This window comes from Gordonia rubripertincta, assembly GCF_038024875.1.
Classification (GTDB): Bacteria; Actinomycetota; Actinomycetes; order Mycobacteriales; family Mycobacteriaceae; genus Gordonia; species Gordonia rubripertincta.
In genome coordinates this window covers 3,701,917-3,718,961 of record NZ_CP136136.1, presented here as the reverse complement: position 1 = coordinate 3,718,961, position 17,045 = coordinate 3,701,917, and the positions used below count along the sequence as shown (strand labels likewise).

The 17,045-nt window shown below is 67.6% G+C and carries 16 protein-coding genes and 1 pseudogene; 11 read left to right on the top strand and 6 right to left on the bottom strand.

What is annotated here, in order from left to right; genetic code table 11:
- Window positions 1-13: 13 nt before the first annotated feature.
- Window positions 14-451: a VOC family protein gene (locus RVF83_RS16790; protein ID WP_005199278.1), complete on the bottom strand. Its 438-nt coding sequence runs from the start codon at window positions 449-451 to the stop codon at window positions 14-16.
- Window positions 452-515: 64 nt separating this feature from the next.
- A complete protein-coding gene (locus RVF83_RS16785; RefSeq protein ID WP_119032097.1) occupies window positions 516-947 on the bottom strand; it encodes a PPOX class F420-dependent oxidoreductase in 432 nt (143 codons plus the stop codon).
- Window positions 948-1,052: 105 nt separating this feature from the next.
- On the opposite strand from RVF83_RS16785, the gene RVF83_RS16780 reads away from it, so the two are divergent.
- Window positions 1,053-1,955 (top strand): hypothetical protein, encoded by a 903-nt coding sequence (locus tag RVF83_RS16780; protein WP_119032096.1) that lies wholly within the window; start codon window positions 1,053-1,055, stop codon window positions 1,953-1,955.
- Between the two features lie 49 nt (window positions 1,956-2,004).
- Window positions 2,005-2,559, top strand: a complete 555-nt coding sequence (locus RVF83_RS16775) for a DUF4334 domain-containing protein (protein ID WP_005198236.1) — start codon at window positions 2,005-2,007, stop codon at window positions 2,557-2,559.
- A 4-nt stretch (window positions 2,560-2,563) separates the two neighbouring features.
- On the opposite strand, the gene RVF83_RS16770 is transcribed toward RVF83_RS16775, so the two are convergent.
- The gene (locus RVF83_RS16770) at window positions 2,564-3,460 is read right to left on the bottom strand and encodes a hypothetical protein (protein WP_005198237.1); all 897 of its coding nucleotides are present in this window, start codon (window positions 3,458-3,460) and stop codon (window positions 2,564-2,566) included.
- A 127-nt stretch (window positions 3,461-3,587) separates the two neighbouring features.
- Here RVF83_RS16770 and RVF83_RS16765 point away from each other — a divergent pair.
- The 5 genes and pseudogenes from RVF83_RS16765 to upp all read left to right on the top strand — a co-directional run bounded on the left by RVF83_RS16765 (window position 3,588) and on the right by upp (window position 9,666).
- Window positions 3,588-4,008 (top strand): annotated as a pseudogene (locus RVF83_RS16765) (Fur family transcriptional regulator).
- A 104-nt stretch (window positions 4,009-4,112) separates the two neighbouring features.
- The gene (katG, locus tag RVF83_RS16760; RefSeq protein ID WP_005198239.1) at window positions 4,113-6,326 is read left to right on the top strand and encodes a catalase/peroxidase HPI; all 2,214 of its coding nucleotides are present in this window, start codon (window positions 4,113-4,115) and stop codon (window positions 6,324-6,326) included.
- A gap of 177 nt (window positions 6,327-6,503) precedes the next feature.
- The gene (locus RVF83_RS16755) at window positions 6,504-7,754 is read left to right on the top strand and encodes a GTP cyclohydrolase II (RefSeq protein ID WP_005198240.1); all 1,251 of its coding nucleotides are present in this window, start codon (window positions 6,504-6,506) and stop codon (window positions 7,752-7,754) included.
- The gene (locus tag RVF83_RS16750; protein ID WP_005198241.1) at window positions 7,751-9,016 is read left to right on the top strand and encodes a URC4/urg3 family protein; all 1,266 of its coding nucleotides are present in this window, start codon (window positions 7,751-7,753) and stop codon (window positions 9,014-9,016) included. The genes RVF83_RS16755 and RVF83_RS16750 overlap by 4 nt, the downstream gene beginning before the upstream one ends.
- Window positions 9,017-9,036: 20 nt before the next feature.
- Complete coding sequence (gene upp, locus RVF83_RS16745) at window positions 9,037-9,666, top strand: uracil phosphoribosyltransferase (RefSeq protein ID WP_005198243.1); 630 nt, start codon at window positions 9,037-9,039, stop codon at window positions 9,664-9,666.
- Window positions 9,667-9,673: 7 nt separating this feature from the next.
- On the opposite strand, the gene RVF83_RS16740 is transcribed toward upp, so the two are convergent.
- A complete protein-coding gene (locus tag RVF83_RS16740) occupies window positions 9,674-10,384 on the bottom strand; it encodes a CPBP family intramembrane glutamic endopeptidase (protein ID WP_039880386.1) in 711 nt (236 codons plus the stop codon).
- 67 nt (window positions 10,385-10,451) lie between these two features.
- Here RVF83_RS16740 and RVF83_RS16735 point away from each other — a divergent pair, with 67 nt between their 5' ends.
- A complete protein-coding gene (locus RVF83_RS16735; protein ID WP_005198247.1) occupies window positions 10,452-11,447 on the top strand; it encodes an arsenic resistance protein in 996 nt (331 codons plus the stop codon).
- Here the strand turns inward: RVF83_RS16735 and RVF83_RS16730 are convergent.
- Window positions 11,422-12,072 carry a response regulator gene (locus RVF83_RS16730; protein WP_005198249.1) on the bottom strand — a complete coding sequence of 217 codons (651 nt, stop codon included), beginning with the start codon at window positions 12,070-12,072 and terminating at the stop codon, window positions 11,422-11,424. The genes RVF83_RS16735 and RVF83_RS16730 overlap by 26 nt on opposite strands.
- Window positions 12,069-13,229: a sensor histidine kinase gene (locus tag RVF83_RS16725; protein ID WP_005198250.1), complete on the bottom strand. Its 1,161-nt coding sequence runs from the start codon at window positions 13,227-13,229 to the stop codon at window positions 12,069-12,071. Before RVF83_RS16725 ends, RVF83_RS16730 begins: the two co-directional genes overlap by 4 nt.
- A gap of 135 nt (window positions 13,230-13,364) precedes the next feature.
- Between RVF83_RS16725 and RVF83_RS16720 the strand changes: the two genes are divergently transcribed.
- The 3 genes from RVF83_RS16720 to RVF83_RS16710 all read left to right on the top strand — a co-directional run bounded on the left by RVF83_RS16720 (window position 13,365) and on the right by RVF83_RS16710 (window position 17,015).
- A complete protein-coding gene (locus tag RVF83_RS16720; protein WP_005198252.1) occupies window positions 13,365-14,279 on the top strand; it encodes an ABC transporter ATP-binding protein in 915 nt (304 codons plus the stop codon).
- Window positions 14,276-15,088 carry an ABC transporter permease gene (locus RVF83_RS16715; RefSeq protein WP_005198254.1) on the top strand — a complete coding sequence of 271 codons (813 nt, stop codon included), beginning with the start codon at window positions 14,276-14,278 and terminating at the stop codon, window positions 15,086-15,088. The genes RVF83_RS16720 and RVF83_RS16715 overlap by 4 nt, the downstream gene beginning before the upstream one ends.
- Window positions 15,089-15,251: 163 nt before the next feature.
- Window positions 15,252-17,015, top strand: a complete 1,764-nt coding sequence (locus tag RVF83_RS16710; RefSeq protein WP_005198255.1) for an alpha/beta hydrolase — start codon at window positions 15,252-15,254, stop codon at window positions 17,013-17,015.
- Window positions 17,016-17,045: the final 30 nt, after the last annotated feature.

The window sequence follows — 17,045 nt, the reverse complement described above, 5'->3', positions numbered from 1 at the left end:
CTACGAAATGCGGTCAGTCCAAGCAGAATTCGTTGCCCTCGGGGTCCAGCATGACGATGTGTCCGGCGCCGAGCGGGGGTTCGGGTTCGACTCGTCGGACCCGCGTCGCCCCCAGCGCGACGAGTCGTGCCGCCTCGGCCTCGTGGGACGCCATGCGTTCGTCGCCTGCCTGGCCCGGAGCCGACCGGACGTCGAGGTGCACCCGGTTCTTCGCGGTCTTGCCCTCCGGAACGCGCTGGAAGAAGATCCGCGGACCCCGACCGTCGGGGTCGATCACCGCCGACGCATCGTTTCGGCGTTCCTCCGGGATGCCCATCGCCTCCAGTGCGGCGTCCCAGGTGTCGAATCCCGCAGGCGGCGCCTGGATCCGGTACCCGAGCACCTCGGCCCAGAACGCCGCAAGGGCCGCGGGATCAGCACAGTCGAATGTCACCTGGATCTCTCTGGTCATATCTCCACTGTGGCCTACATCGAGGACAGCCACGGTCCTCATCGCAAGGAAGCCCTGGCGTGGATCAGCGAAGCCGCTCGCCGTACACCCGCTTGACCGACATCACCATCAACACGCGACGATCCGACACCATCACGCTGCGGTACTCATCCCAGTCCGGGTGCTCGCCGGCGGCCTTCCGGTAGTAGTCGACCAGCGCCTCCACCTCGGGGCCGTGGGGATCGGCGCCCGGCCCGATCAGCGTGACATCGCCTTCTGCGGTCGCCCAGGTGTAACGGTCGGGTCCGGTGACCTCGAGCGCCGCGCGCGGATCGCGGCGGAGGTTGACCGTCTTGGCCCGCCCCTCGGTCATCGACACGTAGATCGTGTCCGCGTCGCGGTCGTAGAACGGGGTCACCGGCGACAGCTGCGGCAGGCCGGAGGACTTGATGGTGGCGAGAACGCCGAGACGTGATTCGGCGAGGAGATCGCGCGGGTCGTACGCAGAGGTGGTCATGATCTGGGCAACTGCCCTCGGTCAGCGACTATTCCGGCGCGACGGACGCACCGGACCCGGCGCGGAACCCGGACATCGGACCACGAGGGCCGATACCTTCATACGGTGTTCACGATCGGAATAGTGGCGGCATCGCTTGCCGCGGTGGCCTATGGACTGTCGACGGTCCTTCGCGCACTCGGCGCCCGGAACGCCGCCGGACCCGACGCCGGCGGTGTCACGGCCAAGGGCGGGCCGTCGTTGCGTTCGACGCTCGACACCTTCCGCGACCCGGCCTTCCTCGTCGGCACCCTCATGGTGGTCCTCGGTTTCGCCGGTGGCGCCGTCGCCGCACGACTGCTCCCGCTCTTCCTCGCACAGACGATTGTCGCCGGGAACCTGATCGTCACCGCGCTTCTCGGCAGCGTCCTGCTCGGGACCAAGCTGCGTGGCCGGGACCTGACCGCGATGGGCATCGTCGTCGCCTCACTCTGCATGCTCGGCGCGTCGGCGTCGCATGAGGCCGCGACCGCCCACGACATGACCTTCCACTGGGCTCTGTTCATCGTGTCGATGGTGGTCGCGGTCGTGGGTCTGATCGTCGTGCACCTCCTCGGAAGGCGCGGCGCGATCCTCGCGGGGGCGCTCGCCGGCGCGATGTACGGCGCCCTCGCGGTGGCGGTGCGCGTCCTCGACGGCGTGCACCCATTCGACCCCGCGGCGCTGCTGACCGATCCGGCGGCCTGGACCATCGCCCTCGCCGGCGCCCTTGCGTTCTACGTGCAGACGGTCGCGCTCCAGCTCGGTCCGGTCAACGCCGTCACCGCCGTTCTGGTGGTGGGCGAGGTCGGCATTCCGTCGGTGATCGGCGTGCTGTTCCTCGGTGACCGCGCCGTCGACGGACTCGGGTGGCTCGCCTACGTCGGTTTCGTCGGTGCGATCGCGGGCGCCTTCGCGGTCGCGTGGCTCACCTCCCAACCCGACGGCAACGACGCGCCGCGCGGAGTTGCCGCAGGTTCGACCTCCTGACATTGCAACATTCTTCTCTATTTGTGTCTTTGGCCGTAGGATCGGCGACATGGACGTGCGCGAGATCCTGACCACCATTCCCACCGAGACCGCCGAGGCGCTCGAGCTGTTCGACTCCTGCGACGCGATCGACCCGGAGTTCATGATCGGCACCTGGCGTGGCGCGGAGCTGCCGACGGGCCATCCCCTCGACGGCTTCCTCGCCGCCAGCGGATGGTGGGGCAAGCAGTTCGTCGACGCCGAGACCGTCCACCCGCTGCTCTTCCCCACCCGCGACCACACCGCGCTGTGGGCGATGAACCCGGCGATCGCCTTCAGCGGGCTCTCCGTTGCGGAGAAGACACCCCAGGTGAAGACGATGTCGTTCGCGACACCGATCGCCGCCACCCGACTGCTCAGCCAGACCAGGAAGGCGCGCGCACGGCTGCGCACCACGCGCTATCGCGGCACCGACACCGCGACCATGGTCTACGACCAGCTGCCGATCAACGATGTCTTCCACCGCCTGTCCGACGATGCGGTCATCGGCGCCATGGATCTCAAGGGTTCACCGGCGCCGTACTTCTTCGTGCTGCGACGCGACGATTCGCTGCGATTGATCTGAGGTTTCAGAGATCCGCGAGTGCGGCCCGTAGCTTGTTCGCCTCGGCGACCGCATCGCGGAGCGCGACCTTGGCCTCCGAGCGACCCTGCTCGGCGGTCGACAATCGCTGACGTGCGAAGCGCAGCGAGTCCTCGACCCGGGACAACTGCTCGCGGAGATCCCGCGCCTCGGCGACGAGTTCGTCGACCTCCGCGGACGCCTCGTGCACCTCGGAAGACGCGTCACCGAGGCTTTTCCGCGCGGACTGCTCGCCGTCCTCGGCCCGGGCGATTCGCGCCTCGAGTTCCTGTCTGACCCTTGCGCTCTCATCGGAGTCCTCGTTCTCGTCGACGGAATCCGCGTCGACGCCCTCCCGGTCGGCATCGTGGTCGTGTCCGGCGGTCCGTTTCGGTTCGGCCGGCGGGTCGGGCACGACGAAGACCCCTGCGGGACCGAAACCGCTGTACTCGGCAGAGGTGACGAGACGTCCGCGTCGGAGGTCGTCCAGGACCGCGGCATCTGCGATCGCGGCGCGCAGCGTCGTCGCGACTTCGCGAACCGCACTGTCGGACAGCCGCACCCCGAGCGAGGAGGCGGTGCCGGCCACGCCGTCGGCGGAGGAGTTGATCAACTCCTGGCGCCGTCGGGACAGTTCGCGCATCGTGTCGGCCGCCGAACGTCGTTGCGCCGCAGACAGGTCCGCGGCCAGTGCGGTGACCTGGTCGCAGTCATCGGGATTTGTGCGCACCCACTGATTGATCGCCCAGGCGGCCTGCGTCGGCCTGCGCAACTTCGAGATGTCCTTGGCCAGAGCGGTTTCGCCGTCGGCTTTGGCGTCCTTGGCGATCTCGTTTCGTCGCTTCACGAACACGTCCGGCGTCAGGCCGTAGAGTTCGTCGACGATCTCGTCGTAGCGGGACATCACATCACCCGCAACCGGCGGGATGTCGGTTCCACATGAGCCGATCGTACGTCTCCGGCTACCCGCGGTCCCACATCACACCGATCTAAACTTGAACTGTTCCAGAAACGGGTGCATACTCGTCCACATGCTCACCGACGACGACTGCGCCACCCCAATTGCGCGCGGCTCGACTCCGCGTCACCCGTCCGCGGGTCGCGGTCATGCGCGCGGTGCATGCACACCCCCACGCCGACACCGACACCGTGCTCGGTAGCACGAGAGCCGAACTCGCCGACGTCTCCCAGCAGACGGTCTATGACGTGTTGGCCGCGTTGACATCTGCCGGTCTCATCCGGCGGATCCAGCCGTCAGGGCACGTGGCCCGCTACGAGTCCCGCATCGGCGACAACCACCACCACGTGGTCTGCCGCTCATGCGGTGCGATCGGGGACGTCGACTGTGCCGTCGGCGCAGCCCCGTGCCTGACCGCATCCAACGACCACGGTTTCGTCATCGACGAGGCCGAGGTCGTCTACTGGGGCTTCTGCCCCGACTGCAAGGCCTGATCCACCGAGGATCCGAACACACCTGACCGGCCGGTCCACATCTGTGGACCGGTCGCGATCACGGCTGTGGTCGGTCACCACCACCATTTCCCGAAAGGAATGACATGGCGCAAGAACACCCGCCGATCGCCGAGGCCAACACCGAACCGCCCGCCGGCGGTTGCCCGGTCATGCACGGCCAGGCCAAGCAGCCCACCGAGGGCGGCGGAAACCGTGACTGGTGGCCGAACCAGATGAATCTCAAGATACTGCAGCACAATCCGGATGTCGTAAATCCTCTCGACACCGACTTTGACTACGACGAGGCACTCAAGGGCCTCGATGTCGAGGCCCTCAAGGCAGACCTGACCGCCCTGATGACCGATTCGCAGGACTGGTGGCCCGCGGACTTCGGCCACTACGGCGGCCTGATGGTGCGCATGTCGTGGCACGCGGCGGGCACCTACCGCGTTCAGGACGGACGCGGTGGCGCCGGGGCCGGCATGCAACGCTTCGCGCCCCTGAACAGTTGGCCGGACAACGCCAACCTCGACAAGGCGCGTCGTCTGCTGTGGCCGATCAAGAAGAAGTACGGCCAGGCCATCTCGTGGGCCGACCTGCTGGTCTTCGCCGGGAACGTCGCACTCGAGTCGATGGGATTCGAGACCGCGGGCTTCGCCTTCGGCCGCGTCGACGAGTGGGAACCCGACGACGTCTACTGGGGCCCCGAACTCGAATGGCTGGCCGATCAGCGGTACTCCGGCGACCGCGAACTCGAGAAGCCGCTGGCCGCTGTGCAGATGGGTCTCATTTACGTCAATCCCGAAGGACCCGAAGGCAATCCGGACGTCCTGGGATCGGCCGCCGACATCCGGGACACCTTCGCCCGGATGGCGATGAACGACGTCGAGACCGCGGCACTGATCGTCGGCGGTCACACCTTCGGCAAGACCCATGGCGCCGGGGATGCGAGCCGGGTTGGCCCCGAGCCGGAGGCCGCCGCACTCGAGGACGCCGGCCTCGGCTGGCGCAGCTCGCACGGCGATGGCAACGGTGCCGACACCATCACGAGTGGTCTCGAGGTCACCTGGAACCCGACCCCCACCCAGTGGGACAACGCGTTCCTGGAGACCCTCTACGGCTACGAATGGGAGCTGTACAAGAGCCCGGCGGGCGCCAACCAGTGGCGGCCCAAGGACGGCGCCGGCGTGGGCACCGTACCGATGGCCTTCGGTGACGGCAAGACCCACCCGTCGATGCTCACCAGCGATCTCGCCCTTCGTTTCGACCCGGAGTACGGGAAGATCACCCGGCGCTGGCTGGATCATCCGGAGGAGCTGGCCGAAGAGTTCGCGAACGCCTGGTTCAAGTTGCTCCACCGCGACATGGGCCCTGCGATCCGTTACCGCGGACCGCTGGTTCCCGAGGTCACCTACGGCTGGCAGGACAACGTGCCGGTGCACGAGGGACCGATCGTCTCCGACGCGGACATCGCTGCGCTCAAAGTCGCACTACTCGGGTCGGGACTGTCGGTCTCGCAGCTGGTGAAGACCGCGTGGGCGTCCGCATCGTCGTTCCGCGGCAGCGACTTCCGCGGTGGCGCCAATGGTGGTCGCCTACGCCTGCAGCCGCAGGCGGACTGGGAGGCCAACGAGCCCGCCGAACTCGCCGACATCGTCGCGAAGCTGGAGGGTATCGCCGAGTCGTTCACGGGTGAGGCGGGCGCGAAGATCTCCTTCGCCGACCTCGTCGTGCTCGGGGGCGTCGCCGCGATCGAGAAGGCCGCTCGGGATGCGGGAGTCGAGGTCGCCGTGCCGTTCACCCCGGGTCGCACCGACGTGGCGCAGGATGACGTAGACGTCGACTCGTTCGCCTACCTCGAGCCCACCGCCGACGGTTTCCGCAACTACATCGGTGAGGGCCTCACCCAGCCTGCCGAGTTCAAGCTGCTCGACCGGGCGAATCTACTCACCGTGAGCGCACCGGAGATGACCGCCCTCATCGGCGGCCTGCGCGTCCTCGGCGCGAACTACCAGAACTCGGCACTGGGTGTGCTCACCGACAAGCCGGGCGTGCTGACGAACGACTACTTCGTCAACCTGCTCGACATGTCCACCATGTGGTCGAAGACCGACGACGAGAACGTCTTCGTCGGCACCGACCGTGCGACCGGCGAGCAGACCTGGACCGGCAGCCGCGTCGACCTGGCGTTCAGCTCGAACTCGCAGCTGCGCGCCCTGGCCGAGGTGTATGCCTCCGACGACGCCAAGGGAAAGTTCGTCAAGGACTTCGTCGCGGCATGGGACAAGGTCATGAACCTGGACCGGTTCGACATCTGATCACCTACGGCAGCTGAGCAGTCTCAGCCGCGCACGATGCGGTGGTGCCCACATGGGTACCACCGCATCGTCGTCGCGACCGGGCATGCCGTTCTGCCCGGCACGATCGTGGATTCGGAACTATGCTGGCGCTTTCCTCGAGGTGGCGGGTGACCGTCGTGGCAGAAGGAGATCGTGATGTCCGGCGAGCACAAGTCCTTGGGGCACATCCGACTGACCTCGCACAGTGGCGGAGTCGACGCCCCGCCCATCCACTGGGGTGCACCCACCGCGGCCGAGCGCGGGCCGGTCATCGGGACGACCGGAGTTCGCGCTCACCGCAACGTGATCGGCACGCACAGCGGGTCGTACAGCGTGTACCGTGCGCTGGCGGTGGCCGCCGGGGCGCTGGCCCGCGACCATCGCGCGGATCTGACCAACACCTCGCCGACCGACCACATCGGTCCGTACCCGCAATGGGGAGATCCGAAGGCGATCGTCTCGCTCGATCCCTGGGGCGCGACGGTCGCGGAGAGCTTCCCCGACAACATCGCCGCCGGCTACGACATCCGGCCGACCATCGCGGTCACCAAGGCGCACGTCATCCTCCCCGAGATCGCCGAGGCCATCGAGAAGGGCCGGCTCGTTCCCGACGGCAAGCTGCTGCTCCCCAGCGGCGCCGCCCTGGTGACCAAGGCGGCGGTCGAGCCGGTCTGGTATCTGCCCGGTGTCGCCGAACGCTTCGGCTGTTCCGAGGCCGAGCTGCGACGCGTGCTGTTCGAGGAGACCGGGGGCATGTATCCCGAGCTCGTCACGCGATCGGACCTGGAGGTCTTCCTGCCGCCGATCGGCGGACAGACCGTCTACGTCTTCGGTGACGCACGTGATCTCGCCGATCCGTCGGTCGAGCTGACCGCCCGCGTCCACGACGAATGCAACGGGTCGGACGTGTTCGGCTCGGACATCTGCACGTGTCGTCCGTACCTCACGCATGCGATCGAGGAGTGCATCCGCGGCACCCAGCGCGGTGGCGTGGGCCTGGTCGCCTACTCCCGCAAAGAGGGCCGGGCACTGGGCGAGGTGACGAAGTTCCTCGTCTACAACGCCCGCAAGCGCCAGGAAGGCGGTGACACCGCCGACCAGTACTTCGCCCGCACCGAATGTGTTGCCGGAGTTCAGGACATGCGCTTCCAGGAACTCATGCCCGATGTGCTGCACTGGTTCGGGATCACCACGATCCACCGGCTCGTCTCGATGAGCAACATGAAGTACGACGCGATCACCGGCTCGGGTATCGAGGTCGGCGAGCGGGTCAACATCCCCGACGAGCTGGTGCCGGCCGACGCCCGTGTGGAGATCGACGCCAAGATGGCCGCCGGCTACTTCACGCCCGGACCGGTCCCCGACGCCGAGGCGTTGCGAAAGGTCAAGGGCCGGGGGCTCGAGTGAACGGCACCGCGCAGAACGACACCGTCGAGAACCCCGACACCGACACCGCCGCCGACGCCGCCGCGCAGCTGCGAACGAGCACCGCGGTTCGCGCGCGTTCGCGCCAACTCCTCGAACGTGCCCGCGACGGCCGATCCCCATGGTTCACGGTCCACGACGACGCCCTCGGTGCGGCCGCGGACATCGTCGTCGAGACCACCCGCGATCGCTATCCGGACGGCGCGATCCCCTTCCACAGTCGCTGGCGTCATTTCGAGGCCGGAGGCGTCGACCGGCTCGGATCGCTTCGAAAGGCGCTCCCGCCGGCGGACTCCCCCGACCACACCCGCGGCCTCATCGACGTCGTCCTGGTCAGCGTGCTGCTGGATGCCGGGGCCGGTCCCGAGTGGTCCTACCGGGAGGAGGCGACCGGACAGGTTCTCACCCGTTCGGAAGGACTCGGCGTCGCCAGTTGGGCCGCCTTCACCGCCGGGTTGTTCTCCGACGATGCGTCGCAACCGCTTCGGGTCGACGCCTCCGGCCTCCGCGCGGTGACGGTCGAGAGCCTGGGCAGCGCCTTCCAGGTCTCCCCCACCAACCCACTCACCGGACTCGAGGGTCGTGTCGAACTGCTCCGTCGCCTCGGCGACGTTCTCGCCGACGATCCGACTGTGTTCGGACCCGACGGCCGGCCGGGAGCACTGTTCGATCACCTGACCACGGACGGCCGGCGGACGGTGACCGCCGCCGAGATCCTCGGCGCCGTGCTGACTCACCTCGGACCGATCTGGCCTTCGGACAACAGGATCGGGGCGATACCGCTCGGCGACTGCTGGCCGCACCGGGCAGTGACCGGACCTGGGCTCACCGCCGGCTGGATCCCGTTCCACAAGCTGTCCCAGTGGCTGACCTACTCATTGCTGGAGCCGTTCCTCTGGGCCGGCGTAGAGGTCACCGGGATCGACGACCTGACCGGCCTGCCCGAGTACCGCAACGGCGGCCTCGTCCTCGACACCGGGGTTCTGTCGCTTCGCGACCGGGACTGGGCCGACGTCGAATGGGAGGTCGGTGATCAGATCGTCGTCGAATGGCGTGCCCTCACCGTCGCATTGCTCGACGAGATCGCAGACCTGGTTCGCGATCGTCTCGGGACCGATGCGACGGAGATGCCGCTGGCCTGCGTCCTCGAGGGCGGAACCTGGGCGGCGGGACGGGTCCTGGCGGCCCGGTTGCGGAACGGGTTGCCGCCCTTGTCGATCCGCAGTACCGGAACCGTATTCTGAGAACCACGACAGGGGAACCCATGGGCACCGTCGCCGTCATCGATCATCCGCTGGTGCAGCACAAGCTCACCCTGATGCGCCGGAAGGAGACCTCCACCAACGACTTCCGTCGTCTGCTGAACGAGATCTCGACACTGATGGCCTACGACGTCCTGCGGGACATGCCCATGCACGAGGTCACCATCGACACGCCGCTGGAGACCACCACCGCGAGTGTGATCGACGGCAAGAAGCTGGTGTTCGCCGCTGTTCTCCGGGCCGGGGCGGGAATCGCCGACGGCATGCTCGCCGTAGTGCCGGGTGCGCGCGTCGGCCACATCGGTCTGTATCGCGACCCCAAGACTATGGTGGTCGTCGAGTACTACTTCAAGATGCCGTCGGATCTGGACGAGCGCGATGTGGTGATCGTCGATCCGCTTCTCGCGACCGGGTTCTCGGCTGTCGCGGCGATCGACCGGATCAAGGAGTACTCGCCGCGGTCGATCAAGTTCGTGTGCCTGGTCGCCTGCCCCGAAGGCATCGACGTCCTGCACGAGGCACATCCGGAGGTGCCGATCTACACCGCCGGAATCGACCGCGAGCTCGACGCCAACGGATTCATCCGGCCAGGGTTGGGTGACGTCGGCGATCGGGTGTTCGGGACGGCGTGAAGCCGATTCACGACACCTGCCACGCCACTGCGGCACCGATCGCGCCGGTGGCGTTGAGGGCCCAGTGCAGGGCGATGGGAGCGAGGAGACTCGTGGTGCGCTGCCGTAGCCAACCGAGGACGAAGCCTGCGACGCCGGTCACGACAACTGCGCCCGCGATCCCGGCGTACTGGGCGACGGTGCCCGACCCGAGGGTGTCACTGAGTCCTTCGTTGCCCTCGGTGAGTCCGGTCGAGGACAGGATGTGCCACAGTCCGAAGGCGACGGCGCCGTAGACCAGGGTCGCGGTCGGACCGCACAACCGGCCGAGGGTGCCCTGCAGTACGCCGCGGAACATCAACTCCTCAGGGATGGCGGTCTGTAGCGGGATGACGACGAACGCGGCCAGCAACGCCTCGGACGTGTCGTCGTACCGGTCCGAGAGAAAGAACTCGCGGGTCGCCGGGATCGCGACGGCGGACGACACGATCGCGGCCACGACGATCACCGAGGCGACGGCGAACGGGACACCCGCGCGCAATTCTGCGCGGCTCAGTCCCAGTTCACGCCAGCCGAGGCCGCCGAGCCGCACGGTGAGCAGCAGAAGGATCGCCGCCACCGGGACGATCAGCACCGCGAACACGCCGCTCGCGCGATGCGCCACGATGTTGATGGCGATCAGGGCCACGACGACGACGACGAGAAGCGCCGTGTCAGAACGTCGGGACGGTGCGGTCACCCGTCGAGTGTCGCGCAGTCGCCCGGCCCGTGGCGCCGATCGCCCTGCGTTGGCCCAGAATGGTGCGGTGCCCGCCACCGTCAGCGTTCCCGAACGTCTCGAACAGCACCAGGTCGCGCTGTATCTCCTCGCGATCGGTGCGGGGCTGGGAGTCGGACTGAGCATGCCGTCGGGTGCCGAGTCGGTGGATGTGGCGGTCACGCCGCTGCTGGCTGCCCTCCTCTACGTCACCTTCCTCCAGGTCAGGGCAACCGATCTCGTTGCCTCCCTGAGTGACCGGAAGTTCCTCACGGTGACCCTGGCGGTGAACTTCGTCGTCGTACCGCTCGTGGTCGCGGCGTTGTCGCCGCTGTTACCGACCGACGACGCGATCCGGGTCGGCGCGCTACTGGTCTTGTTGTGTCCCTGCGTGGACTATGTCGTCGTCTTCGCCGGCCTCGCCGGAGGTGACCGGCAGCGACTGCTCGCAGCGACGCCGCTGCTGTTGCTCGCCCAGATGCTGGTCGTCCCGGTGTATCTGACGTACCTGCTCGGGGACGCTCGCGACGTGATCGAACCGGAGCCGTTCCTGTGGGCGTTCGCGATTCTGATCGCCCTTCCCCTGGCCTTCGCCTGGATCACCCAGGCATGGGCCGCGCGCAGCGACATCGGGCGACGTGCCGGTGACGCGGTGTCGACGACGATGGTGCCGCTGATGATGGCGGTGTTGTTCACCGCGGTCGGTTCGCAGGTCTCGCGCATCGATTCCGGGTTCGACGACATCGCCGGTGTCGTCCCGGTTTACGCACTGTTCCTGGTCGTCATGACCATCGTCGGACTCGGCGTGGCCCGTGGCCTCCGATTCTCGGCGGAGTCGGGCACGGCTGTCGTGTTCTCGGGCGCCACCCGCAATTCGCTCGTGGTCCTTCCGCTGGCGCTGGCACTTCCGGTCGGTGCCGAACTCGCCGCGGCGACGGTGATCACCCAGACGCTCGTCGAGCTGATCGGGATGGTGATCCTCGTCTGGGCGTTCACCCGGGCGGCACGTCTGCGCGCTCTCAGACCATCCCGGCGTCGTGCATGAGGATCGCCACCTGGACGCGGTTCGACGCGTCGAGCTTGGTGAAGATGTGGGAGATGTGCGCCTTGACCGTCGCGAGGCTCATGTAGAGCCGGTCGGCGATCTCTGCATTCGACGCCCCGCGGGCGAGTTCGACCGCGACGTCGCGCTCGCGCGCCGTCAATGATCCGATCCGGTTCGCCGCCGAGGCGGATCGGGCTCCCCCGCCGCCGACGACCTGCTTGATCAACGCGGCGGTGACCGACGGACTCAGCGCGGGTTGGCCGGCGAGCACGTTGTGGATCGCGGCGACGATCTGGTCGGGCGCGGTGTCCTTGAGGAGAAAGCCGTCGGCACCCATGGCGAGCGCGCGAACCACGAAGTCGTCGGCGTCGAAGGTCGTCAACACGATCACCGCCGGCGGCGTCGGCAGCGCCTTGAATCGCCCGGTGGCCTCGATGCCGTCGAGAACCGGCATGCGCAGGTCCATCAGGATCAGGTCGACCGGATCGTCGCGATGGATGTCGAGGGCTTCCTGACCGTTGGCTGCCTCGGCGACGATGTCGAGCCCGGCGTCACCTCCGAGGAGGAGCCGGAGTCCCGACCGGACGAGCGGGTCGTCGTCGACGATCATGATGCGCGCTGTCATGACTGCCACGGTAACCAGACGTGCAGCAGGAATCTCTTGTCGTCACTGACGGTCGCCGACTGCCGACCACCGTGCAGGCCGACACGCTCGGCGAGTCCGACCAGGCCGTAACCCGGGGCGGGTGAGGCGGATCCGGCCGTCAGCGGCAACGGGTTCTCGACGAGGAGATCGACGCCGTGGTCGGGGCCACCGCGGATGTGCATCGTGACCGGCGCGCTCGGTGAGTGTCGGCGGGCGTTGGTCAGGGCCTCCTGCACACAGCGGTAGAGCGTGCGGGCGATCGCCGGAGACAGTGCGGCGACATCGATCTCACACCTGGCGTCCACCCGCATCCCCAGCCGCTGTGCCTCGTCGACGAGCGCCATCAGATCGGGTGCGTTCTGCGGCTCCTCCGGCGCGGCGTCGCCCGGGCCCTCCCGCAGTACTCCGAGCACTTCGCGCAACTCGGTGAGCGCGAGGTGTGAGGTCTCCTGGATCGTGCGTGCCGTCTCGCGCACCTGCTCACCGGTCAGGTCCGTCCGGTAGGCCAGTGCCCCGGCCGACATGCTCATCGCCGATATCCGGTGGGCGAGAATGTCGTGCATCTCGCGCGCGATCCGCGCACGCTCCAACGATCGGGCCTGCTGCACCTTGGCCTGTTGCTCGGCTTCCGACGCGAGAGCTCTGGCCCGCCAGCTCGCGAGGAGTTCGCGTCGCGAGCCGATGTACATACCCCAGGACACCATCGCCGCGGTGATGGCGACGACGACGGCGAACACCACGATCGCCGGATCGTTCTGCTCGGCGGGGGTTGAGAAGAACTGCGACGCGACCACATTCGCGACCACGCACAGGAGCGTCAGCGGGATGATCTCGACCCACCGCCGGCGGGTCGCCATCGACACCAACGAGAGGGTCGCCGGCCCGAGCGACGTCGTCGACACGATCCCCGCGAGGTTGGTGAACACGGTCACCGCAACGGGATACCGACGCCGCCACCAGACCGCCGTGTACGACGCCACACCGAGAGCGAGGTCGGCGAAAAACCACCAGCGCACCTCGTTCCACAGGTATCCGGAGCGGGTGCTGAACACGGCCGCGGAGACCAGCAGCATGAGCGCGAGTCGCCACGCGTGACCGGCCCAGGTGAGCGGGGGTTGGTACTGCTCGGGTTTCACACCCGTTCACGCTAGTCGGACAGTTCCGGCGCGACCTCCGACCATCGGATACGTCACGTCTACGACTTTCGGCTGATGTAGCTGTGGACCGGCGACCGATGCGGGTGATCACCTGCGCCGACGACCATGAGACCCATGATCACAGTGCAGAACCTCACGAAAAGGTATGGCGACCACGTAGCGGTCGACGATGTGTCCTTCACCTGCCGACCGGGACAGGTCACCGGCTTCCTCGGCCCGAACGGCGCCGGCAAATCGACGACCATGCGCATCATCACCGGGCTCACCCCGGCGACCTCCGGGGTCGCGCACCTCTACGGCGTCGACTACCGGACCATCCCGAACCCGGCCACGCAGGTCGGCGTCCTGCTCGACGCGTCGGCACAGCATGCCGGACGGACCGGCGCCGAGATACTCCGACTGGCCGCGATGACAATGGGAATCAACCGGGACCGGGTCGACGAGATGCTCGAGATGGTCAGCCTCACGCCGGAGGAGGCGGGGCGCCGGGTCCGCAACTACTCCCTGGGCATGCGCCAGCGCCTCGGTATCGCCGCTGCGCTGCTCGGCGATCCCAAGGTCCTGATCCTCGACGAACCGGCCAACGGGCTCGACCCGGCCGGAATCCACTGGATGCGAACCCTGTTGCGCGACTATGCCGATCGTGGCGGCACGGTTCTACTGTCCTCGCATCTGCTCCACGAGATCGAGATCATCGCCGACGACATCGTCGTCATCGGCAACGGCCGGATCGTCGCGCAGGGCACCAAGGCCGAACTGCTCGCCGGCGCGGGGTCACGCGTCCACTCACTCGACGACGAAGCGCTGTTGCGAGCACTCACCGCGGCCCAGATCATCGCCCGCCCCAATGCATCCGGAGGACTCGACGTGGACGCCGACCCGGTGGAGGTCGGCCGCGCCGCGGCTGCGGTCGGCGTCGTCCTCACCGAGTTGCGTCCCGCCGACGGTGCACAACTCGAAGCCATGTTCTTGCAGCTGACCTCCGACACGCAGCGCGAGCAGCCCACCCTCGAAGGAGCCCTCCGATGACCATCGCCGACTTCACCACACCGCTCGCACCGACGGCGGGTGTCGACGTCACGCGCCCGGGAATCCCGTTCGGGCGCCTGGTGCGGGTCGAACTCCGCAAGCTCGTCGACACCCGGGCCGGCTTCTGGCTGACCGCGTCGATCGGCGTCCTCGCGGCGATCGTCATGGTCGCGATGCTCATCGCCAACCGGAACAACCCCGAGAACCTCAACCTCGGAGAGTTCTTCGGGATGATGAACATTCCCACCGCGATCATCCTGCCGATCCTGGCGATCCTCCTGGTCACCGGCGAGTGGAGCCAACGCACCGCGCTCACGACCTTCGCCCTCGAACCCCGACGGGAAAGGATCATCGGCGCGAAACTGGTCGCGTCGCTGATCACCGCGGTGGCCGCGGTCGTAGTGGCGCTGGTCCTCGGGATCATCGGGAACGGTATCGCCGCCATCGCCTTCGCCGACCCGGCCGGGTCCTGGGGGCTCAGCATGGCCGGCTTCGTCAATTCCTTTGCGATCCAGGCGTTCGGGCTGCTGCTCGGTTTCGGTTTCGCCGCGCTGATCCTCAACACCCCGGGAGCCATCGTCGCGTACTTCGCGCTCCCGACCGCCTTGTCGGTGGTCAGCGAACTGGTCCCCTGGTTCAAGAACAACCTCGGCCAGTGGGTCGACACCACCCTGACCAACATGCCCTTCCAGTCCGGCGAATGGGCCACCGGCGGCGAATGGGCCCGACTGCTGGTGTCGGGCCTGATCTGGATCGCTCTGCCCCTCGGCGTCGGAGTGCTGCGGGTCATGCGGTCGGAGGTGAAGTAGGACAACTCGCCCGGATCAGGCACGCAACGACCAACCGCCGGCGGCTCGACGTCGCCGGCGGTAACCGTGCGGGAGCAGTATTGGGCCGAAGTGGGCACAGCCCGTGTCGCGGATGATGATTCGCTGCTAGGTTTGCCAGGTTCTCGAGAAATGAGGAACCCACGTGTCGTCGTCGACCCCCACCAGCGACCCGGTCGCAGAACTCCCTGCCGAACCTCCGGTCGAGGCACCTGCGGACCTCGGCGCGGAGTCGCCGGCAGACGTCGAGAGCGGCGATGCCGCCCGCCCGGCCTGGTGGCGACGCCGCCTCGACCGCTTCTCCTGTGTCGGGCTGGCCGTCGCCCTGGTCTTCCTCTGGCTGTCGATGACACCGTCGCTACTGCCCCGCGGCGCGCTGTTCCAGGGCGTGGTCAGCGGTGCGTCCGCAGCAGTCGGATACGCGCTCGGCGTGTTCTTCTCGTGGCTGATCCGCTTCATGATCTCGCGCGACAAGCCCTGGCCGGCCCCGATGCACCGGGTCTGGGCGGCCCTCGGACTCGCCGCGATCGCGGGCACGGTCGTCATGCTCGTGATGTTCCAGCGATGGCAGGACGACATCCGCACGATGATGAGCGTCGACCTGTTGTCCTGGACCGCATACCCGCAGATCGCAATCATCTGTGTGGTGGTGTTCTTCCTGCTCATCCTGATCGGACAGGCATGGGGCGACGGGGTTGTCTGGCTCGTCCGGACGATGAACCGCTTTGCGCCGCCGCGAATCTCCGCGGTCGCGGCGATCGTCGTCGCGATCCTGGTCACTGTGTTCGTCCTCAATGGCGTGGTCGCGAACTACGGCATGAAGGCACTGAACTCGACCTTCGCCTCGGTCAACGACGAGACGACCGCCGATTCGAAGCCTCCGACCTCGCCGCTTCGCTCCGGTGGTCCGGGCTCCCTGGTGACCTGGGATTCACTGGGACGTCAAGGACGGATCTTCGTCTCGGTCGGTCCGAGCGTCGAGGAACTCTCCGCGTTCAACGGCGCGCCTGCAATCGAACCCATCCGCGCATACGTCGGACTCGGCTCGGGCGACGACCTGCGCGCCAACGCGAAACTGGCCGCCGAAGAACTCGAACGCACCGGCGGGCTGCAGCGAAAGGTCGTCGCGGTCGCCTCGACCACCGGCACCGGTTGGATCAATCAGGCCACCGTGGACTCCCTGGAGTACATGTACAACGGCGACACGGCCACGGTCAGCATGCAGTACTCCTACCTTCCCAGTTGGCTCTCCTTCCTCGTTGACAAAGAGCGGGCCCGCCAGGCCGGTCAGGCGCTGTTCGAGGCCGTCTCAGAGCGGGTGCGCGCGATCCCGGAGGCCCAACGGCCCAAGCTCGTGGTCTTCGGCGAGAGTCTCGGTTCGTTCGCCGCCGAGTCGGCCTTCGGCACGATTCCGTCCCTCAACGCCCGGACCGACGGCGCCTTGTTCGTCGGCCCGACGTTCAACAACTCGCTGTGGGTCGACACGACCACCAACCGCGACCCCAGCACGCCCGAGTGGCAACCGACCTATGACGAAGGCCGACAGGTCCGCTTCATCGCCGACGCTCCGGATCTGTACAACGCCAAGGGCGAGTGGGTCCCGGGTCGCGCGGTCTACCTGCAGCATGCCTCCGACCCGATCTCGTGGTGGTCCCCGCGCCTGATCCTGCGCGAGCCCGACTGGCTCAACGAAGCGCGTGGACGGGACGTCCTGCCGGCGATGCATTGGATTCCCTTCGTGACCTTCCTGCAGGTCAGCGCCGACATGGCGGTGTCGACCGGAGTCCCGGACGGTCATGGACACTTCTATCTGGCAGCCATCCCGGCGGCGTGGGCAGAGATCCTGCAGCCACCGGGCTGGACCCCGGAGAAGACCGAGAAGCTCATCCCGCTGCTGAATCGCGACTGAGCGGCACCCGAGGCGGTTCTGCGAACGAGC